The organism is Actinomadura sp. NEAU-AAG7 (assembly GCF_018603865.1).
Taxonomy (GTDB): Bacteria; Actinomycetota; Actinomycetes; order Streptosporangiales; family Streptosporangiaceae; genus Spirillospora; species Spirillospora litoris.
Window position 1 is genome coordinate 417,347 of record NZ_JAHFZY010000007.1, and the last position, 18,224, is coordinate 435,570.

An 18,224-nucleotide genomic window follows, 5' to 3' on the forward strand; every position below is an offset into this window, starting at 1 on the left:
CACCGGAGCCGGGATGACCAAAGGACGTCGCCTCACGGGGGCCTGGGGGACGGCTCACCCGGCGCGGCTGCCGGTGTCCAGCCACCGCACGGCGGTGTCCACGTCGGGTTGCAGGTGGACGCCTCGATCCAGGCCGGTCACGGTGAACACGCGGCGGACGCGCTCCTGCAGCCCCGCGGCGACCAGGCTGACGCCGCGGCCGTGCGCGCGGTTGTAGGCGCGGGCGAAGGCGTTCAGGCCGCTGGAGTCGCAGAACTCCACGCCGGCCATGTCCACGATCACCGCCAGGCCGGTCGCGGTGCTCGCCTGTTCCAGGCACTCGGCCAGCAGCGTGTGGGTGTGGATGTCGACCGTGCCGGTGGCGGTGACCAGGGCGTAGCCGCCCAGGGCCGACCGGTGCAGGGTCAGGGTGGACCCGCCGTTCACCGGCGGCCGCCCGACGTGTGGCCTTGGGCGGTGGAGCGCATCTGGCCGGGCCGGTCGAAGTACCAGCCTGGGCCGGGGTCGTTCGAGGGAGCCACACGATCACCTCCGGGGACATGACCCACTCGGCCGAATAGTATTTCAGGTAAAGAGCTGCATGTGTAGCAGGGACGGCGCCGATCTCGCCGGCGACCCCAACGCCTCAGGCGGCCCTCCCCGCGGCTTGCGTCCGGCGCGGCTCGCGGTCGAGATCGGTACCGCCTGGTCCCCGGCCACGGCCTTCTCGACCGAGTCGCGGAGGAGCGGATTGTTCGTGCTGGTCAGGTGCCACCGGACGAGCCGCCCACGAAGGCGCGGCCACCTCGCGCGGTGGCACCCGCATGCGGAAGGCCCCGCCGGCGGGCATGAGAGTAGGGCCGCGCCCTTCCCCGAGTAAGGACGCGGCCCTGTTCCTCTATGGCCGTGAGCGGGGCCCGCCTCGCGTTAGCGAGGCGCGTTGCAGCGCTTCCAGGCGAAGTGGTACGTCGTCTTCACGCTGCCGTCGGTGGAGTCGAAGGCCATGAAGCTCGTCTTGGCCGCGTCCGAGCTGCCCTTGTTCACGCGCAGCTCGGTGTTGACGTTGAAGTTGCGGTCTTCACCGCAGGGCTTGAAGACCAGTTCGGTGACCGGCGTGCGGTCGGAGAACTGCCAGTCGTCCGAGAACGAGCCCTTGATCGTGTGGCTCACCGGGGTCGACTGCTGCATGCCCTGGTGGTAGTAGTTCGCCCGCTCCAGACCGGACGCGCCGTCCTCCAGGTGCGCGAAGCCGCGGTAGTCGGCGCCCGCGATCGCGTAGGTGAAGCCCTGCGGCACGTGCACCCGCAGGTTGATCTGGCAGTTCTTCCTGAAGTCCGTCGCCCGCGAGTCGCCGCCGGCCTGGGCCAGGTAGTTGCTGTAGGTGACGGTGAACGCGGTGTTGTCGCTCGCCGTGGCGACCGCGGTGGTGCCCGCGGGGCAGCCGGAGCCGTTCACGGTGAGGACGTCGATGACGATCCTGTCCGGGGGCGGCGGGTCGTCGGTGGTGGCGGACGCGGACGGTGCCATACCGCCGGCCAGGGCCAGTGCGGCGGCGCACGCCGCCGAAGCGGTCATTGCCTTGCGCATGGGTGTTCGTCTCCTAACTCGGGTGGAGAGTGTTTCTCGGGGACACGCAGCTGCCGTTCTAGACGCAATTCCCGGCAGTTGCGATGTGAAGGGAAGGCTGGACTAGGGGCACTTCTTCCAAGCGAAGTGGTAGGTCGTCTTGATGCTGGTGTCGGTCGAGTCCATGGCCATCATGCTGACCTTGGTCGGGTCCGATGTTCCCTTGTTGACGCGCAGCTCGGTGTTGATGTTGAAGTTGCGCTCCTCGCCACACGGCTTGTAGACGAGCTGCGCGACGTCGTTCACGTCCGTGAACGTCCAGTTGTCGGAGTACTCGCCCTTCAGGGTGTGCTCCGCCCGACCGGTGGTGGGCATGCCCTGGAAGTAGTAGCTGGCCTTCTCCAGACCGCTGGCACCGGGCTCCAACTGGGCGAAGCCGCGGTAGTCAGCCGACAGGATCGCGTAGGTGAAGCCCTGCGGGACGTGCACCTTCATGTTGAGCTGGCAGTTCTTGCGGAAGTCGGTCGAGTTCGAGTTCCCGCCCACCTGCACCAGGTAGTTGCTGTAGGTGACGGTGAACGCCTCCTTGTCGTCGGACACGGCGACGGCCGCGGTTCCGAGGGGGCAGCCCGAGCCGTTCACCGTCGCCAGTTCGATGGTGACGCCGCTCGGACCGCGGGTGAGGTAGGGGGCGGAGGCCGTCGCCGGCGGGGCGGCGACGGCAGCCGTGGCGGTCATCGCCAGGGCTGAGGCGGAAATAGCGATCCCTTTACGCATGCGATTTCCTCTTCGCTGGGGGCGGACGCGGTTTTCTACGGCCGAAGAGTTGGAACGTGATCCAGGATCTGCCCAGGAGAGTAGACGGCGCCGATCAAGCCGGTCAACGTTCTCTTTTTAACTTCCCTTGAATGTCCGGGCCGCCCCACATGCAATCTCATTCCGTAACCGAGCGAAAACCCGTCCAATCTGCGAAAACGGACGGTCCAACAAACAAGAGGGTGGGGACATTGGCCGAGGACCGTTCCAGAAACAGGGTCAATCGAATTTCAGGAACCGTTCAGAGTCGCTAGAAGAGTGGCCCCGCCTGGCGCGGGACGCGGGGGCGCCGGCCGCCCGCCGGGACGCCGGGCGGCCCGGCGGGGCACCGGGACCGCGCACCCGAAATCGCCGCCCACCGGCGGTCGAACGCCTGGAAAGCGGCACCGGCCGAGGTGTAGCGGGCACGACGCGGGGAAGGGTGCCTGCGCCTGGCCGTCGTGGGAGGTCGTGGGATGGGCAGCCTGATCGGACGCAACCTGCTCGCCGGATCCGAGCCCGGCGTCGCCGCCGACGCCGGGTACGCCGACGCGCCGGAGCGGGTGGGCTTCTTCACCGACACCTCGGTGTGCATCGGCTGCAAGGCGTGCGAGGTCGCCTGCAAGGAGTGGAACGCCGTCCCCGAGGACGGACTGGAGTTCACGGGGATGTCCTACGACAACACCCAGGGGCTGGGCTCCGACACCTGGCGGCACGTCGCGTTCATCGAGCAGGACAGGCCGGTCGGGACGGACGCCGCCGGGGGCGGCCTGCGCTGGCTGATGTCCTCCGACGTCTGCAAGCACTGCACGCACGCCGCCTGCCTGGACGTCTGCCCCACCGGATCGCTGTTCCGCACGGAGTTCGGCACCGTCGTCGTCCAGCAGGACATCTGCAACGGGTGCGGCTACTGCGTGCCCGCCTGCCCCTACGGGGTGATCGACCAGCGCAAGGAGGACGGCCGCGTCTGGAAGTGCACGCTGTGCTACGACCGGCTCGGGGCCGGGCAGGAGCCCGCGTGCGCGAAGGCGTGCCCCACGGACTCGATCCAGTTCGGTCCCCTGGAGGAGTTGCGGGAGCGGGCCGCCGCGCGCGTGGACCAGCTCCACGACCTGGGGGTGGACGAAGCGCGCCTCTACGGCGCGGACCCGGAGGACGGCGTCGGCGGCGACGGCGCGTTCTTCCTCCTGCTGGACGAGCCCGAGGTGTACGGGCTGCCCCCGGACCCCGTCGTCACGACCCGCGACCTGCCCTCGATGTGGCGGCACGCGGGCGCCGCCGCGCTGACGCTGCTCGGCGGGGCCGTCGCGGTCTTCGCCGCCCACGGGCGCCGGGGAGGACGCCGATGAGCCCCCCCGAGCGTGAGGAGAGGGCGCGCGGACGCCGGAGGCGGCGCGGCGAGCAGGCGATGGTGCCGGAGGCGGAGTTCAGCTCCTACTACGGCAGACCCGTCCTCAAGCCGCCCAGGTGGACGGCGCCGGACATCGCCGGGTACTTCTTCCTCGGCGGCCTGGCGGGCGCGGGCTCGGTGCTCGCGGCGGGCTCGCAGCTCACCGGGCGCCCCGCCGCCGCGCGCGCGTTGAAGATCTCCTCGCTGGCGGCGATCGGCGGATCGACCGCCGCGCTGATCCACGACCTCGGACGGCCCGCCCGGTTCCACCACATGCTGCGCGTGCTCAAGCCGACCTCGCCGATGAGCCTCGGCTCGTGGCTGCTGATGGCCTACGGCCCGGCGGCGGGCGGCGCCGCCGTCCTGGACGTGGCGCGCCTGTTCCCCCGGCTCGGCGCGGCCGCCACGGCCGGCGCGGCCGTGCTCGGGCCCGCCGTCGCCTCCTACACCGCCGTGCTCGCGGCGGACACGGCCGTCCCCGCCTGGCACGGGGCGTACCGGGAGCTGCCGTTCGTGTTCGCGGGCTCGGCCGCGGCCGCCGCGTCCGGGATGGCGCTGCTCACCGCGCCGCCCGCGGAGACCGGGCCCGCGCGCACCGCGGCGGTGGCGGGCGCGGTGCTGGAGGGCGCCGCGTCCCGGCTGATGCGGCGGCGGCTCGGCATGGTGGCCGAGGTGTACGAGGGGGGCCGGGCGGGCGGCCTGACGCGCGCGGCCGAGATCCTGGCCGTCGCGGGCGCCGCCGGGGCCGCGCTGCTCGCCGGGCGGAACCGCGCGGCGGCCGCCCTCAGCGGGGCGGCGCTGCTCGCCGCGTCCGCCTGCACGCGCTTCGGGGTCTTCTACGCGGGCGTGCGCTCGGCGGAGGACCCGAAGTACACGGTGGTCCCCCAGCGCGAACGCCTGGACGCCCGTGCGGGGGCCGCCTCCTAGCGCGACTCCCCGTCATAACGGCGCACCCGTATCTCCCGCCGGCCCTGCCCGGAGGACGACGGCCGAACCGGTCTTTTACCAGGCCATCGCCGTCGCGGCACACTCCGCTCTGGGAGAGGTGACATAAATCTGACCTGCCATTGACTACTGAGTGTGATTAGCCTGTTGCGAGACGTCATCCCGGAAATGATCTCGACGATGGGAGGCACCCGGTGAACGGAGCCATCCACGGCGGCGGCGAGCTGCACGTGTGCATGACGCGGAACGCCTGCGCGGGGCCGGGCGGTTGCGGCTACCTGCGGGTCGAGGCCGAGCGGTCCGTCCCCGGCGGCGCCGCGTGGCGGCGCGCCCGCAGGGTGTTCGAGCAGCGGATGTTCGAGGCGGACGCGCCGCCCGGCCCGGGTCTGGCGCCTCCGGGCGGGCCCGTCCCGGGCCACGGCGGTGCCGGGGCCGGCGGAACGACGTCCGGATCATGACGGCGGAGTCGGCGGAGCGGGCGCCCGCGCCCCGGGCCCGGGCGGGCGCGTCCCCGCGCGACCGGCCGGGCGCCCCGCCGGGCGGCGACACCTCCGGGCTGGGGGTGGGGCTGCGCTCCTCGCACCTGGCCCAGATCCTCGCCGAGTGGCCGGACGTCGGCTGGTTCGAGATCATCTCCGAGAACTTCATGGACTCGGGCGGCTACCCGCGCCACGCGCTCGGCCGCATCGCCGAGCGGTACCCGGTCGTCATGCACGGCGTGTCGATGTCGATCGGCAGCACCGACCCGCTCGACTTCGGCTACCTCGCCCGGCTGCGCCGGCTGGCCGACTCCACCGGCGCGCGGTGGGTGTCCGACCACGTGTGCTGGACGGGCGTCGCGGGCGTCAACACCCACGAGCTGCTGCCGCTCCCCTTCACCGAGCGGTCGCTGCGGCACCTCGTCCGCCGCGTCGGGGTCGTGCAGGACGTGCTGGAGCGGCGGCTCGTCCTGGAGAACCCGAGCGCCTACGCCGCGTTCGCGCACTCGACGATGCCCGAGTGGGAGTTCCTCGCGCGGCTGTGCGAGGAGTCCGGGTGCGGGCTGCTGCTGGACGTCAACAACGTCCACGTCTCGGCGTTCAACAACGGCTTCGACCCGGAGGAGTACATCCGCGCGATCCCCCACGACCGGGTCGTCCAGATCCACGTGGCCGGGCACGCCGACATGGGCGACCACCTGGTCGACACCCACGACGGCCCGGTCGCCGAGCCGGTCTGGGACCTCTACCGGCTGGCCACGTCCCTGACCGGGCCCGTGCCCACCCTCCTGGAGTGGGACGACCGCCTCCCGCCCCTCCCCGACTTACTGGCGGAGCTGCACAAGGCCCGCGACCACCTCGGCGCGCCCGGTCCCGGGCTGCGTGACGCGGGGGCCTCCGATGGGTAGCGCGACACCGTCCCTGGACGCGGCGCAGCAGTGGCTGCTGCACGCCGTCACGACGCCGTCCGCCTCGGCGGAGCAGGCCGGCGCGATGCTCGCGGGCACGGACGGCCTCGACGCGGCGCGGCGGCTGGAGATCTACCGCGTCGGCTACCGGCGCCGCCTGCTGGGCACGATGCGGCACATGCATCCCGCGCTGCGCGAGCTGCTCGGCCCCGACCTGTTCGACGTGTTCGCCGCCGGGTACCTCGACGCGCATCCGCCGCGCGCCTACACGCTGGCCCGGCTCGGCGACCGGTTCGCCGCCTACCTGGAGGAGCAGCGGCCCGACCGCGACCTGCCCGCCGGGGAGCGGGAGCCCTGGGCCGACCTGATGGTCGACCTGGTCCGCTACGAGCGGCTGTTCGCCGAGGTCTACGACGGGCCGGGCACCGAGGAGGAGCCGCCCGCGCCCTGGCCCACCGGGCTGCCCGACCGGGTGCGCGGCGCGCCCGGCGTCCGGCTGCTGCGGGCGTGCGCACCGGTCCACGAGTACCACTCGGCCGTCCGGCGCGGCGCCCGCCCGGCGCCGCCCGCGTTCGTCCCGTCCCGCATCGTGGTGTTCCGCCGCAACTACCGGGTGGTGACCGCCTCGCCGCCCGCGGACGCGTTCACGCTGCTGGAGGCGCTGATGGGCGGGGCGCCGCCGGAGCAGGCGTCGGTGCGCGCCGGACTCGCCCCCGCCGACGCCCGCCGCCACCTGCGCCGCTGGCTCGCGCAGCGCTGGATCACCGCGCTGCCGGCCTCCCCCGCGCGCGAGTCGCCGTGACCCGCGCGGCTACTCGGAGGCCAGGCGCCAGTAGCCGTGCGGGTTGAAGAAGAAGTCGTCGGCCTCGTACCGGTCGCAGGGGTGGTGCCGCAGGATCCAGCGGGGGGCGTCCGGCGCGAGCCGGAAGCCCTCGCCGTCCTCGATCTCCTCGGCGCGGCGCTCGGTGAGCAGGTAGAGGGCGAGCCCGTCGATGAGGGCGGCGGCCCCGTCCGGGGACGGGGAGGCCGCCGGGTCCTCGGGCGGCGCGAGTTCGATGTCGGGCGTACCGAGCAGGTGCATGCCGCAGCTGTGCAGCAGCGGGCCGTCGGCGATCGGGCGCTTCACCCACGCCCGGTACAGCGGCACCGCCGACTCCTCGGCGCCCCCCGCGTAGACGCCCGCGGCGAGGTCGAGCCACCGGTCCCGGCCGTGGGTGAGGCCGCTGCTCTCGTTCTTCACGGCGGTCGCGCCCGAGCGCAGCAGGTCGGCGGTCAGCACGAGGGTCCGCCGCGCGACCGTGAACGCGACGCCCGGCAGGACGGGCGGCGACAGCACGTAGGCGACCGTGTCGTGGGCCTCGACGGCGTCCCAGTCCGCGCGGGTGAAGGACGCCCGCGCCACACACGCCTCGAACGCCTCCGGCATCCGCGGGTCGGCGCCGGTCCCGGAGTACTCCCAGTCGAGTTCGAAGCCCTCCCGCGCCGCCGCGGCCTCCACCGCGTCGAGGTCGAGCCCGGTCCCGAGGACGCACAGCACATGACGGGAGCTCATCAGGGTCTGGTCGTCGATCACGCGGCGCAGGTTACGCGAGGACGGGGTCGCGGGCAGGGTTTCGGCCGAACCAGACCGTTCCGGTGAGATCCGTATCACCGCTGGTGATCCGCCCCACATGTCACATTTAGGGCGTCCCGTCCATCTCCTGAGGAGAGACCCGGTGTGCCGGGTGTGCCGAGGGGCGGGGTGCGAGGGATGAGTACCGGTGTGGACGACAGCGCGCGGCGGCGCTTCGATCTGACGATGCTGCACGCCGTGTACGGGGCGTTCCGGCGCGACATGGCGGCGATGGCCGTCGCGGGCCGGGTCGCGTCCTGGGGACCGTTCACGGCCGAGATGGGACCGTTCCCGGTCGACGCGAACGCCTGGAGCCTGTTCAGGTTCCACTGGCTCGCCCAGCAGGCGGCCGAGCGGCGCGCGCTGTGGACGGTGATACGCGGCAGGGTCACCGGCGGCAGGTCGGCGGCGCTCGACGCGATGGACGTGCAGGCCGTCCGGCTCGTCGCGCTGATGGACAGGGTGGACGCCGCGCTGGAGCACGAGGACGACGACATCCTCCTCCCGCTGACCCGGGACCTCCCGGCGGCGGTGGAAGCGTACCTGGACTTCAAGGAGGCGAACGTCCTGCCGCTGATCCACGAGAGCCTCACCCCGTACGAGTGGGGCACCTACGACGTGGAGTTCCGCCAGGAGATCGGGGTGCGGGGGCTGCGGGTGTTCCTGCCGTGGCTGCTGGACGGCGCGTCCGAGGCGACGTGCGGCGCGGTGCTGCGGCTGCTGCCGCCGCCGGTCAGGCTCGCCTACCGGACGCGCTGGCTCCCCCGCTACCGGCGCGCCCTCCGCCGCTGAGCGGCCGCGCACCGCGCCGGACGCACCGCGCCGGACGGCGCGCGACGGCGCCCGTGTGACGGCGCTCGTGTGACGAGTGGCACAAGCCGTCCATGTCACGTTCGCCGGTCGAGATCTGTCTTAGGGCCAGAGGCTCGACGAAAGGACTGTGACGATGGCGGGGAATCGGGCGCCCGGAGGCCGGGCGGCGGACGGGCGCGCGGGCGGGCGCGGCTCGGGCGGGGCCGTGGGCTCGGTGTCCCGGGCGCTGGACGAGCGCTTCGGCACCGCCGGTTTCGCCCGCAAGGCGCTGCGCAAGGCGTTCCCGGACCAGTGGAGCTTCCTGGTCGGGGAGATCGCGATGTACTCGTTCGTGATCATCCTGCTGACCGGGGTGTACCTCACGCTGTTCTTCAAGCCGAGCATGCACGAGGTCATCTACAACGGCTCGTACACCAAGCTGCGCGGCGTGAAGATGAGCGAGGCCTACGCCTCGTCCCTGAAGATCAGCTTCGACGTGCGGGGCGGGCTGCTGGTCCGGCAGATCCACCACTGGGCGACGCTGATCTTCATGGGGTCGATCCTCGTCCACCTGCTGCGCAACTTCTTCAGCGGCGCGTTCCGCAAGCCCCGCGAGCTGAACTGGATCATCGGCGTCACCATGCTGGTGCTCGTCATGGTGAACGGGCTGTTCGGCTACTCGCTGCCCGACGACCTGCTGTCGGGCACCGGCATCCGGATCCTCGAAGGCGTGATCGCGGGGATCCCGCTCGTCGGCTCCTACCTGGTGATGTTCGTGTTCGGCGGCGAGTTCCCCGGGTCGGACATCATCCCGCGCCTGTACGTCGTCCACGTCCTGCTGATCCCGGGGCTGCTGGCGGCGCTGATCCCGCTGCACGCGGTCGTGCTGACCTGGCGGCAGACGCACACGCAGTTCCCCGGCAAGGGCAGCACGAACACGACCGTCCGGGGCTACCCGTTCTTCCCGGTGTTCATGGCCAAGACCTCGGCGCTGTTCCTGTGGGTCCTCGGCGTGACGACGCTGCTGGCCGCGTTCGTCCAGATCAACCCGATCTGGCTGTTCGGCCCCTACGACCCGGGCGCGATCAGCGCCGGATCGCAGCCCGACTGGTACATGGGCTGGCTGGAGGGCTCGCTGCGGATCATGCCGGCGTGGGAGATCACGGCGTGGGGCCACACGGTGTCGATGAGCGTCCTCGTCCCGGCGCTGGTCGTGCCCGGGGTCCTGTTCACCGGCCTGGCCGTCTACCCGTTCGTCGAACGCTGGGTGACCGGCGACCACCAGATCCACCACCTTCTCGACCGGCCGCGCGACGTCCCCGCGCGCACGGGCATCGGCGTCGGCGGCATCGTCTTCTACGGGCTGCTGTGGCTCGCGGGCGGCAACGACGTCCTCGCGAACAAGTTCGACGTCTCGCTGTACGCGACGACGTGGTTCTTCCGCGTCGCGGTCATCCTCGGGCCGGTGCTGGGCTACATCGTCGCCTACCGGATCTGCCTCGGGCTCCAGCGCCGCGACCTCGGCCTCGTCGAGCACGGGCTGGAGACGGGGATCATCCGGCAGTCGCCGGACGGACGGTTCAGCGAGGTGGAGCGGCACCTGCCCGAGGAGCGGATCGCCGCGATCACCGACCCGCGTCCGGCGCCCGCCGTCGACCTGACCCTCCCGCCGCCGGTGGACGGCGTCGACGACCCGCGCGGCCGCCACCTCAAGGGCCGGGTGCGGGCCGCGCTCAACCGCCGTTTCCGCGCGGACCTCGCCACCGCGCCCGAGCGGCCCGAGCCCTCCGAGCAGCGGGAGCTGGCGGAGTCCGAGCACGGTCCCCGCTGAGCGGGCCGGGCGGCGCGCTCAGCGGGCGAACAGGCGCCGGATCACCGGGCTGGCGGCGGCCACGGGATCCTCGCCGAGGTCGCCGCTGAACGCGCCGCTCAGCCACAACTCGGCGAAGCCGTGCACGATGCACCAGGCGGCGAGCGCGGCCGTCCGGTCGCCGTCCAAGCCGCTCTCGCCGTCCAAGCCGCTCTCGCCGTCCAAGCCGCTCTCGCCGGTCTCGCCGCTCTCGCCGGTCTCGCCGCTCTCGCCGGTCTCGCCGGTCTCGTCGGTCTCGTCGGGCCGATGGGTCTCGCGGGGCGCCCCGGCCGGTGCGACGGTGCGGACGCCGTGCCGGAGGATCTCGTCCGCGCGCCGCCGGGCGGCGTTCACCTCGGGGTCGTCGGCCCGGTACAGCTCGGGCCGGAACATCACCTCGAAGTGCGCCCGGTGGTCGACGGCGAAGCGGACGTAGGCGAGGCCGACGTCGTAGAGGTCCTCGCCCGCCCGCTCCAGCGCGTCCGCGAACAGCGTGTACCCCTCGGCGGCGACGGCGGTGAGCAGCCCGGTCTTGTCGCCGAAGTGGTGGGCGGGCGCGGCGTGCGAGACGCCCGCCCGGCGCGCCAGCTCGCGCAGGCTCCAGGTGGCGGGGCCCGACTCGGCGATGGCCCCCACCGCGGCGTGCATGATGGCCCGCCGCAGGTCGCCGTGGTGATAGCTCGGCTGCTCGATCCGGCTCGCCCCCTCGCGGTCGCGACGTCCCGACGTTCGCCCGCCAGCCTATCTTGTCATTGACAAGTTCGGGGTCGGTAACGCAATCTAGACAGTGACAAGATTCGTCGACCGACAGGACACACCGCCATGCCCACTCTTCCGTGGATCCCGCTGGAGAAGGCCGAACCGGACGCCGAGGTGCTGGTCATGGCCTCGCGGCTGGAGGTGCGCTCACTCCGCCACGTTCCCGGGTTCTTCCTCGCCTCCCTGCGGCTCCTGCGCCAGGCGCGCGGCTCGGACGGCGCCCACGGCGTCACGCTGAAGGCCGACCTCCTGAAGCGCACCTTCTGGACGCTCTCGGCCTGGCGCGACCGCAAGGCCGTCCACGCCTACGCGGCCGCCGAGCCGCACGCGTCCACGATGCGCGGCAAGCGCGCGGTCATGCGCGACTCGACGTTCGTCTTCTGGGCCGTGAAGGGGTCGGAGCTGCCGCTCGACTGGCCTGAGGCGCAGCGCCGCATCGCCGAGCACCCCGGCGGCTCCTGAGCGCCGTCAGTCGTGGTCGTCGGCGACGGCGCGCAGGCCGGGCGGGTCGACGACCGTGATGCGCCGCCACCCGGTGCGGATCAGGCCGTCCCGCCGCAGGCCGTTCAGGGCGCGCGCGACGGTCTCGCGGGAGGCGTCCATCCAGCTTCCGAGCTCCTCCTGCGACAGCGGCGGCCCGATCTCGATGCTGCCGTCCGGCGCGGGCGGGGTGTGCTGGGCCGACAGCTCGGCGAGGTCGGAGAGCAATTGCGCCAGCCGCCGGGTGCCCTTGCTGGTGACGTGCGCCTTCAACCGCCGGTCGGAGTCGTCCAGGCGCTGGACGAACGTGCCGGTGACGAGCATCCACACCTGCGGGTGGGCGTCCAGGAACCCGGTGAAGCGGGCGGCCGGGACGACCAGCGCCCGGATCGGCGACAGCGCGGTCACCGTGGCCGAGCGCGTGCGGCCGCCGAGCACCGCGCTCTCGGCCAGCAGGTCGCCCGGGCCCCGGACGGCGAGCACGACGTCGTGCCCGTCCACGGTGGCCGAGGTGACCTTCGCCCAGCCGCGCTCGATGATGATCACGTGGTCGGACTCGTCGCCCTGGTAGACCAGCGGCGCCTTCACCGCGAAGTGGCGGGGGCGCGCGGCGGCCCGGAGCGCCGCCTGCTGGACGTGGTCGAGCGCGGCCCAGAATCCCGGACGCGGCGGGGACGGCGCGTACGGCGGCAACGGCCTCCTCCTCGCGGTCGGTTACCCGAACCGTAAACCGCTCGTGCGGGCAAGGGAAGGAGGTCGCGGGGTGGTCCCCGCCACGCACCGTGTCGCGCACGCGACGCCCGTGATGTCCTGCCGCGTCGCCCTCGCGGCACGTCGACCGCGTGCCGCGGCGCCGTCGGCCGGTCGCCCGCCACGGCGTCGTTGGGGAGCCCGCGCCAGGCGACCGTTCAGTCGGCTTCAGACGATCAAGTCACGTCGAACGTTTTGGGCCGGTTCGCTTCCACATCCGGCCTACCGATCCGCATCCATACGCACCGCCTCACATCGACCCACGTCAACCGCCCGTCGAGGACGGTTCGACCCGATTCGATCCCGCTCCGGCACGGGTCAGTCCACACGGTCGATGCCGGTCGCGGCGGCGCGGTAGGCGCTGGGCGTGACGCCGTAGGCAGCCCGGAACGCGCGGCTGAACGCGGCCGCGTCGGGCAGCCCCCACCGGCACGCGATCGCGCCGATCCGCTGGGTGGCGAGGAACGGGTCGCGCAGCTCCCGCCGGCAGTGGTCGAGCCGGCGGGCCCGGATGTAGCGGGCGACCGTCGTGCCCTTCGGCTGGAAGACCCGGTAGAGCTGCCGGACGGAGATGTGGTGCGCCGCCGCGATCGCGGCCGGGGTGAGCCCCGGGTCGTGCAGCCGGGTCTCGATCCAGTCGACGATGGCGCGCAGCATCTCGGCGGCCTCCGGGGACGGGGTCGGCTCGGCGCCGAGCCACTCGGTCGCGGCGCCCGTCACCAGCTCGACGATCGCGCCGCCGAGGTGGTGGGCGTAGGGCTCGTCCGCCGCGCCGCCGTCCTCGGCCAGCGCGGCGAGCAGCGAGGCGACCATGCGGCCGGTCCCGGCCTGGTCGCTGAGCAGCGTGCCGCCGAGTTCGGCCATGCGGTCGGCCGACAGCGGCACCGCCCGGTGCGGGATCACGACGGTGAAGATGTGGTGGGCGTCGAAGGCGATCTCGACGGGACGGGTGAGGTCGTAGAACACCACGTCCCCCGGCCCGACCCTGACCTGCCGGTCGTTCTGCCGCAGGACGCAGGAGCCGCGCAGCACGAGGCCGAGCTTGTAGCACTCGCGGCTGTCGTGGTGGATCTGCCGGACGCTGCGCCGGACGGCGTGCGCCGGCGCGCGTACCTCGCTGGCCTCGATCTGGCCGAGCGCGCGGGCGACCAGCCGCGCCGCGAACGGGCCGCGGCCCGCCGGCTGCAGGTGGAAGGGCCCGAAGGCCGAGGTGATGAGGTGGCGCCAGTAGTCCGCCTGATCGGCGGCAGGTTGGTCCGAGGTGCTGACGAGCGTGGGCATTGCGCTCCCTCGCGCTGGATGGACTGTTCCCGGACGCCACATGCCAGGCTTCTACGCCCGGTCAAGAAGGTCAATAAGCGAGTCGGCACGACGATGGCGTCGGTCTTTGGCACACGCCGCCAAAGATGCGGCAGGCAAGGCCAAGACCCTCGACTCCGGCGCGGCCTATACATAACCGACGAACGTCCTGGGTGCGCGCCCCAACCACCTCGAAGACCCGCCGAGAGGAACCCGCCATGCCAGAGGACGAGCAGGAAACCAGCGGCATCAGCCGCAAGCACTTCATCGTCGCCGCGGGCGTCGGTGCGCTGGCCGTCCCGGCCGCGCTCTCCGCCGCCGGACCGGCCTCGGCCCGCGTGCGGCCCGAGGCCGGTCAGCGCCTGCTGACGCCCACCCCGAAGTGCACCGACGGGGACAGCACCGCCACCCCGTCGCAGATGGAGGGCCCGTACTTCAAGCCCAACTCGCCTGAGCGCGCCGACCTGACCACGCCCGGCCTGCCCGGCACCAAGCTGACCGTGAGCGGCATCGTCTACTCGCAGTCGTGCAAGCCGATCAACCGGGCGCTGCTGGACTTCTGGCAGGCCGACAACTACGGGAACTACGACAACAGCGGATTCACGCTGCGCGGTCACCAGTACACCGACGCGCAGGGACGGTTCACCCTGACGACGATCGTGCCCGGCCTCTACCCCGGCCGCACCCGGCACATCCACGTCAAGCTCCAGGCCCCGGGCCGCTCGATCCTGACGACGCAGACGTACTTCCCGAACGAGCCGCGCAACCAGACGGACTCGCTGTACGACCCGCGCCTGCTCATGAAGGTCACGAACGGCCCCAACGGCCGCGACGCCGTGATCGACTTCGTCCTTCGCGTGCCGTAACGCTCCAGGTGCCGTAACGCTCCCATTACGGAACCCCGTCCCCGCCAGGCCACCGCTGGGCCTGGTGGGGACGGTCTATTTCCGCACCGCGACCGAGACGTGACGCGTTTCCACCACGCAACGCCGGGCGAATGGATAGTCTCCCAAGGATCACTCTTGTTTGGGTAAGGAAATCTGGAGCACACCCCGCATGAGCGCTGCCAACAGGGCACAGGCCATCACACGCTGGGGGGCCATCGCTTTCATGGCCGCGGCGGTGATGACCGCCACCGTGGGCGGCTTCGCCCAGTCCTATGCCGGTCTCTACCACTGGGCGCTGGAACACGGCCTTCGCGGCTGGAAGGCCGACTCGTTCCCGCTGCTGGTCGACCTGTTCATCATCGTCGGCGAACTCGGCCTGTTCCTGCTGGCCGTGGACGCCTTCGTGCTGCACCGCCGGCAGCTGCTGAGCTGGCTGGACTTCTTCCTCCCGCTGAGCATCGCGCTCGCGGGCTGGACGGCGAGCCTCATCTTCAACGTCGGCCACGTCGGGCACCGGACGTTCTCCTACCAGGCGACGGCCGCCGTCCCGCCGATCGTGTCGATGCTCGGCCTGTTCGTCCTGCTGCGGACGCTGCACCGGTACGTCTCGCGCGAGGAGGAGCAGGAGCCCAAGCAGCCCGAGCCCCAGCACCGCGCGATCGCCGGGCCCGTCACCCTCCAGCAGATCACGCTGATGCCGCTGCGCAACACCGGCCCGTTCCCGCAGATCCAGGTCCCCGGCCACTCGGGCAAGGCGCTGGAGTCGGGCGACGCGGCCGAGGTGAACGGAACCGGCGTGAACGGGAGCGCGGCGTCCGCGAACGGCGCCCGTGAGGCCGAGCCCGAGCCTGCTGCGTCCGGCGCAGCGTCCGGCGCCGCCGCCGGTGACGGCACGGCGTCCGCCGCCCGCGCCGCGGCGCCGCGTCCCGCGCCGGAGCCCGAGCCGGAACTCGCGGTCGCCAGCGCGGCGGCGCGCAGCGGCCTCAACGGGCACGGCGCCCTCGGCTCCGTCGCCGAGGAGCCCGCTCCCGCGCCCCCGCAGAACGCCGAGACCCTGCGCGCGCTGGTCATCGACGTCCTGGAGCGGCGGCACGGCGACGTCGCCGCGACGCTCGCCGAGGTCCGGGCCGAGGGCTACACCTGCGACGAGGCGGAGATCCAGCGGATCAGCGACAACCACTGGTTCCCGTACGCGGTGTACCGGCTGCTGGCCAAGCACCACGGCGACGGCGACCTGGTCGCCCAGGAGCTGATCTCGCAGGGCATCCTCTACGACCAGTCCGCGCTGGACGAGCTCGTCCGCTCCTGGCGCGTCTGACCCGGCACCGGGTGCGCCGCGGCCGCGGCGCACCCGGACCCTGAAGTGAGAGAGGGGTCCCGCTTCTGGGATCCTGCTGGGCATGCAGGGGACAACACGACACGCGCTCGCGGCCGACGACGAGCGGCTGCTGGCGTTCTGGCGGGAACGGCACCTGTGCACGCTCGCCACCGTCCGCCCGGACGGGACGCCGCACGCGGTCCCGGTCGGGGCCACGCTGGACGCCGCCGCCGGGGTCGTCCGGGTGATCACCTCGGGGACCTCGGCGAAGGCGCGGCTGGTCGCGGCGGCGGGCCCGGACGGGGCCGCGGCGGCCGTGACCCAGGTGGACGGGGCGCGCTGGGCGACGATCGAGGGGCGGGCCGTCCTGCGGACCGACGCGGAGTCGGTGGCCGACGCCGAGCGCCGCTACACCGAGCGCTACCGGGCACCGCGCGCGAACCCGCGCCGGGTCGTCATCGAGATCGCGATCGGCCGGATCCTCGGGCATGTCTGAGGCCCCCGGCGTCACCGTCGTCGGGATCGGCGCGGACGGCTGGGACGGCCTGTCCGGGACCGCGCGCGAGGCGTTCCGCGCCGCCGAGGTGGTCATGGGGGGCGTGCGCCAGCTCGGCCTTCTGCCGGCGGACCTCGCCGCCGAACGCGTCCCGTGGCCCTCGCCGATGATGCCCGCGCTGCCCGGCCTGTTCGCCGCGCACCGGAACCGCCGGGTCGCGGTCGCGGCGAGCGGCGACCCCATGCTCTACGGCGTCGGGTCGGCCCTGGTGCGGCTGCTGGGGCCGGTGCGGGTGCTGCCGCATCCCTCGTCGGTGTCGCTGGCGTGCGCGCGGCTCGGCTGGCCGGTCGAGGACACCGAGGTCGTCAGCGCGGTGGGGCGCCCGCTCGCCGTACTGGGCGCGGTGCTGGCGGAGGGGCGACGCGTCCTGGTGCTGTCGGCGGGCGCGGCGACGCCCGGCGAGGTCGCGGCGCTGCTGCGCGAGCGCGGGTTCGGCGGCAGCGAGCTGACGCTGCTGGAGCGGCTCGGCGCCCCGGACGAGCGCGTCGGCCCCCTCCACGACGCCCCGGACCCGCTCAACATCGTCGCCGTCCGCTGCCGAGGCGCGGGCACGTCCGCCGTGCCGGGCCTGGCCGACGACGCCTACGAGCACGACGGGCAGCTGACGAAGCGGGAGGTCCGCGCGATCACGCTCGCCCGGCTCGGTCCCGTGCCCGGCGAGCTGCTCTGGGACGTCGGGGCGGGCGCGGGCAGCATCGCCGTCGAATGGGCCCGCGCGCACCGGTCGTGCCGCGCCGTCGCGATCGAGCGGGACGCGAACCGCGCGGAGCGGATCGGGGTGAACGCCGCGTCCCTGGGCGTCCCGGGCGTCCGGGTGGTGACCGGCGCGGCGCCGGGCGCGCTGGCCGGCCTGGACGCCCCGGACGCGGTCTTCGTCGGCGGCGGCGTCACCGCGCCCGGCGTGCTCGACGCGTGCTGGGCCGCGCTCCGTCCGGGCGGGCGCCTGGTGGTGAACGCCGTCACGCTGGAGTCGGAGCAGGTGGTCGCCGAGGCGCGCGGGCGCCTGGGCGGCGAGCTGACCAGGATCGCGATCAGCAGGGCCGCGCCGGTCGGCGGGTTCACGGGATGGAGGCCGATGATGCCGGTGACGCAGTGGACGGTGACCAGGGCGGTGGCGCGGTGACGGTGCACTTCATCGGCGCCGGTCCGGGCGCCGCCGACCTGATGACGGTGCGCGGGCGCGACCTGGTCGCCGCGTCCCCCGTCTGCCTCTACGCGGGGAGCCTCGTCCCGGTAGAGGTGCTGGAGTGGTGCCCGCCGGACGCGCGCCGCGTCGACACCGCCCGCATGGTGCTGGACGACATCGTCGCCGAGCTGGTCGCCGCGCACGCGCGCGGCCAGGACGTGGCGCGGCTGCATTCGGGCGACCCGTCGGTGTTCAGCGCGATGGCCGAGCAGATGCGGCGGCTCGACGCGGTGGGCGTCCCCTACGACGTGACACCGGGCGTCCCCGCGTTCGCCGCCGCGGCCGCCGCGCTGGGCCGGGAGCTGACGGTCCCGGAGGTCGCGCAGACCGTCGTGCTCACCCGCACCTCCGCCCGCGCGACGCCGATGCCGCCGGGCGAGGACCTCGCCGTGCTGGGCCGTGCCCGCGCCACGATCGTGCTGCACCTGGCCGTCCAGCGGATCGAGGCGGTGGTGGCGGAGCTGCTGCCGAACTACGGCGCCGCGTGCCCGGCCGCCGTCGTCGCCTACGCGTCCCGCCCGGACGAGGTGATCCTGCGCGGCACCCTCGGCGACATCGCCGCGCAGGTGCGCGAGGCGGGCGTCGAGCGCACGGCCGTCATCATCGTCGGCGCCGTCCTGGCGGCCGAGAACTTCCCCGGCAGCCACCTGTACTCGGCGGCCCGCCCCCGCTGA

The 18,224-nt window shown here is 73.2% G+C and carries 20 protein-coding genes; 13 read left to right on the forward strand and 7 right to left on the reverse strand.

Annotation, left to right across the window (positions count from 1 at the left end):
• Nucleotides 1-54 precede the first annotated feature (54 nt).
• From KLI87_RS31285 to KLI87_RS31295, 3 genes are all read right to left on the reverse strand, one after another.
• Nucleotides 55-426 (reverse strand): STAS domain-containing protein, encoded by a 372-nt coding sequence (locus KLI87_RS31285; RefSeq protein WP_173390869.1) that lies wholly within the window; start codon nucleotides 424-426, stop codon nucleotides 55-57.
• A gap of 480 nt (nucleotides 427-906) precedes the next feature.
• Nucleotides 907-1,566, reverse strand: coding sequence for a DUF4360 domain-containing protein (locus KLI87_RS31290; protein ID WP_214619930.1), 660 nt, complete (start codon nucleotides 1,564-1,566; stop codon nucleotides 907-909).
• 102 nt (nucleotides 1,567-1,668) lie between these two features.
• Complete coding sequence (locus KLI87_RS31295) at nucleotides 1,669-2,322, reverse strand: DUF4360 domain-containing protein (protein WP_156218711.1); 654 nt, start codon at nucleotides 2,320-2,322, stop codon at nucleotides 1,669-1,671.
• Nucleotides 2,323-2,816: 494 nt separating this feature from the next.
• Between KLI87_RS31295 and KLI87_RS31300 the strand changes: the two genes are divergently transcribed.
• The 5 genes from KLI87_RS31300 to KLI87_RS31320 all read left to right on the forward strand — a co-directional run bounded on the left by KLI87_RS31300 (nucleotide 2,817) and on the right by KLI87_RS31320 (nucleotide 6,864).
• Complete coding sequence (locus KLI87_RS31300; protein ID WP_156218712.1) at nucleotides 2,817-3,689, forward strand: 4Fe-4S dicluster domain-containing protein; 873 nt, start codon at nucleotides 2,817-2,819, stop codon at nucleotides 3,687-3,689.
• Complete coding sequence (gene nrfD, locus KLI87_RS31305) at nucleotides 3,686-4,657, forward strand: NrfD/PsrC family molybdoenzyme membrane anchor subunit (RefSeq protein WP_214619931.1); 972 nt, start codon at nucleotides 3,686-3,688, stop codon at nucleotides 4,655-4,657. Before KLI87_RS31300 ends, nrfD begins: the two co-directional genes overlap by 4 nt.
• 212 nt (nucleotides 4,658-4,869) lie before the next feature.
• Nucleotides 4,870-5,133 carry a hypothetical protein gene (locus tag KLI87_RS31310; RefSeq protein WP_214619932.1) on the forward strand — a complete coding sequence of 88 codons (264 nt, stop codon included), beginning with the start codon at nucleotides 4,870-4,872 and terminating at the stop codon, nucleotides 5,131-5,133.
• Nucleotides 5,130-6,062: a DUF692 domain-containing protein gene (locus KLI87_RS31315; protein ID WP_156218715.1), complete on the forward strand. Its 933-nt coding sequence runs from the start codon at nucleotides 5,130-5,132 to the stop codon at nucleotides 6,060-6,062. The genes KLI87_RS31310 and KLI87_RS31315 overlap by 4 nt, the downstream gene beginning before the upstream one ends.
• Nucleotides 6,055-6,864 (forward strand): DNA-binding domain-containing protein, encoded by an 810-nt coding sequence (locus KLI87_RS31320; protein ID WP_214619933.1) that lies wholly within the window; start codon nucleotides 6,055-6,057, stop codon nucleotides 6,862-6,864. Before KLI87_RS31315 ends, KLI87_RS31320 begins: the two co-directional genes overlap by 8 nt.
• Nucleotides 6,865-6,873: 9 nt before the next feature.
• Here the strand turns inward: KLI87_RS31320 and KLI87_RS31325 are convergent, their stop codons facing one another.
• Nucleotides 6,874-7,635 (reverse strand): hypothetical protein, encoded by a 762-nt coding sequence (locus KLI87_RS31325; RefSeq protein WP_214619934.1) that lies wholly within the window; start codon nucleotides 7,633-7,635, stop codon nucleotides 6,874-6,876.
• Between the two features lie 177 nt (nucleotides 7,636-7,812).
• Between KLI87_RS31325 and KLI87_RS31330 the strand changes: the two genes are divergently transcribed.
• Both KLI87_RS31330 and KLI87_RS31335 read left to right on the forward strand, forming a co-directional pair.
• Complete coding sequence (locus KLI87_RS31330) at nucleotides 7,813-8,466, forward strand: hypothetical protein (RefSeq protein ID WP_214619935.1); 654 nt, start codon at nucleotides 7,813-7,815, stop codon at nucleotides 8,464-8,466.
• Nucleotides 8,467-8,620: 154 nt separating this feature from the next.
• Entirely contained in the window at nucleotides 8,621-10,297 is a 1,677-nt protein-coding gene (locus KLI87_RS31335) for a cytochrome b N-terminal domain-containing protein (RefSeq protein ID WP_156218719.1), read from the forward strand.
• Between the two features lie 18 nt (nucleotides 10,298-10,315).
• Here the strand turns inward: KLI87_RS31335 and KLI87_RS31340 are convergent, their stop codons facing one another.
• Nucleotides 10,316-10,963 (reverse strand): TetR/AcrR family transcriptional regulator, encoded by a 648-nt coding sequence (locus tag KLI87_RS31340; protein ID WP_214619936.1) that lies wholly within the window; start codon nucleotides 10,961-10,963, stop codon nucleotides 10,316-10,318.
• A gap of 174 nt (nucleotides 10,964-11,137) precedes the next feature.
• Here KLI87_RS31340 and KLI87_RS31345 point away from each other — a divergent pair, with 174 nt between their 5' ends.
• On the forward strand, nucleotides 11,138-11,536 hold the full coding sequence (locus KLI87_RS31345) for a DUF3291 domain-containing protein (RefSeq protein ID WP_156218721.1): 399 nt from the start codon (nucleotides 11,138-11,140) through the stop codon (nucleotides 11,534-11,536).
• Between the two features lie 6 nt (nucleotides 11,537-11,542).
• Here the strand turns inward: KLI87_RS31345 and KLI87_RS31350 are convergent, their stop codons facing one another.
• Together KLI87_RS31350 and KLI87_RS31355 are read right to left on the reverse strand one after the other, a co-directional pair.
• The gene (locus tag KLI87_RS31350; protein ID WP_156218722.1) at nucleotides 11,543-12,247 is read right to left on the reverse strand and encodes a Crp/Fnr family transcriptional regulator; all 705 of its coding nucleotides are present in this window, start codon (nucleotides 12,245-12,247) and stop codon (nucleotides 11,543-11,545) included.
• A gap of 375 nt (nucleotides 12,248-12,622) precedes the next feature.
• On the reverse strand, nucleotides 12,623-13,585 hold the full coding sequence (locus KLI87_RS31355) for a helix-turn-helix domain-containing protein (RefSeq protein WP_173390870.1): 963 nt from the start codon (nucleotides 13,583-13,585) through the stop codon (nucleotides 12,623-12,625).
• 236 nt (nucleotides 13,586-13,821) lie between these two features.
• Here KLI87_RS31355 and KLI87_RS31360 point away from each other — a divergent pair, with 236 nt between their 5' ends.
• From KLI87_RS31360 to cobM, 5 genes are all read left to right on the forward strand, one after another.
• A complete protein-coding gene (locus tag KLI87_RS31360) occupies nucleotides 13,822-14,469 on the forward strand; it encodes a dioxygenase (RefSeq protein ID WP_156218724.1) in 648 nt (215 codons plus the stop codon).
• Between the two features lie 259 nt (nucleotides 14,470-14,728).
• Nucleotides 14,729-15,808: a DUF2637 domain-containing protein gene (locus KLI87_RS31365; protein ID WP_214619937.1), complete on the forward strand. Its 1,080-nt coding sequence runs from the start codon at nucleotides 14,729-14,731 to the stop codon at nucleotides 15,806-15,808.
• 82 nt (nucleotides 15,809-15,890) lie between these two features.
• Entirely contained in the window at nucleotides 15,891-16,304 is a 414-nt protein-coding gene (locus tag KLI87_RS31370; protein ID WP_156218726.1) for a pyridoxamine 5'-phosphate oxidase family protein, read from the forward strand.
• Nucleotides 16,297-17,487 (forward strand): precorrin-6y C5,15-methyltransferase (decarboxylating) subunit CbiE, encoded by a 1,191-nt coding sequence (gene cbiE, locus KLI87_RS31375; protein ID WP_214619938.1) that lies wholly within the window; start codon nucleotides 16,297-16,299, stop codon nucleotides 17,485-17,487. Before KLI87_RS31370 ends, cbiE begins: the two co-directional genes overlap by 8 nt.
• Nucleotides 17,484-18,224, forward strand: a complete 741-nt coding sequence (gene cobM, locus KLI87_RS31380; protein WP_214619939.1) for a precorrin-4 C(11)-methyltransferase — start codon at nucleotides 17,484-17,486, stop codon at nucleotides 18,222-18,224. The genes cbiE and cobM overlap by 4 nt, the downstream gene beginning before the upstream one ends.

What these genes read in the sequence shown, in the direction of transcription:
- KLI87_RS31335 (WP_156218719.1), top strand. Translation starts at nt 8,621, where the DNA reads ATGGCGGGGAATCGGGCGCCCGGAGGCCGGGCGGCGGACGGGCGCGCG.
- KLI87_RS31340 (WP_214619936.1), bottom strand. Translation starts at nt 10,963, where the DNA reads ATGCACGCCGCGGTGGGGGCCATCGCCGAGTCGGGCCCCGCCACCTGG.
- KLI87_RS31370 (WP_156218726.1), top strand. Translation starts at nt 15,891, where the DNA reads ATGCAGGGGACAACACGACACGCGCTCGCGGCCGACGACGAGCGGCTG.
- KLI87_RS31330 (WP_214619935.1), top strand. Translation starts at nt 7,813, where the DNA reads ATGAGTACCGGTGTGGACGACAGCGCGCGGCGGCGCTTCGATCTGACG.
- KLI87_RS31345 (WP_156218721.1), top strand. Translation starts at nt 11,138, where the DNA reads ATGCCCACTCTTCCGTGGATCCCGCTGGAGAAGGCCGAACCGGACGCC.
- KLI87_RS31315 (WP_156218715.1), top strand. Translation starts at nt 5,130, where the DNA reads ATGACGGCGGAGTCGGCGGAGCGGGCGCCCGCGCCCCGGGCCCGGGCG.
- KLI87_RS31295 (WP_156218711.1), bottom strand. Translation starts at nt 2,322, where the DNA reads ATGCGTAAAGGGATCGCTATTTCCGCCTCAGCCCTGGCGATGACCGCC.
- nrfD (WP_214619931.1), top strand. Translation starts at nt 3,686, where the DNA reads ATGAGCCCCCCCGAGCGTGAGGAGAGGGCGCGCGGACGCCGGAGGCGG.
- KLI87_RS31365 (WP_214619937.1), top strand. Translation starts at nt 14,729, where the DNA reads ATGACCGCCACCGTGGGCGGCTTCGCCCAGTCCTATGCCGGTCTCTAC.
- cbiE (WP_214619938.1), top strand. Translation starts at nt 16,297, where the DNA reads ATGTCTGAGGCCCCCGGCGTCACCGTCGTCGGGATCGGCGCGGACGGC.
- KLI87_RS31355 (WP_173390870.1), bottom strand. Translation starts at nt 13,585, where the DNA reads ATGCCCACGCTCGTCAGCACCTCGGACCAACCTGCCGCCGATCAGGCG.
- KLI87_RS31320 (WP_214619933.1), top strand. Translation starts at nt 6,055, where the DNA reads ATGGGTAGCGCGACACCGTCCCTGGACGCGGCGCAGCAGTGGCTGCTG.
- KLI87_RS31300 (WP_156218712.1), top strand. Translation starts at nt 2,817, where the DNA reads ATGGGCAGCCTGATCGGACGCAACCTGCTCGCCGGATCCGAGCCCGGC.
- KLI87_RS31360 (WP_156218724.1), top strand. Translation starts at nt 13,822, where the DNA reads ATGCCAGAGGACGAGCAGGAAACCAGCGGCATCAGCCGCAAGCACTTC.
- KLI87_RS31290 (WP_214619930.1), bottom strand. Translation starts at nt 1,566, where the DNA reads ATGCGCAAGGCAATGACCGCTTCGGCGGCGTGCGCCGCCGCACTGGCC.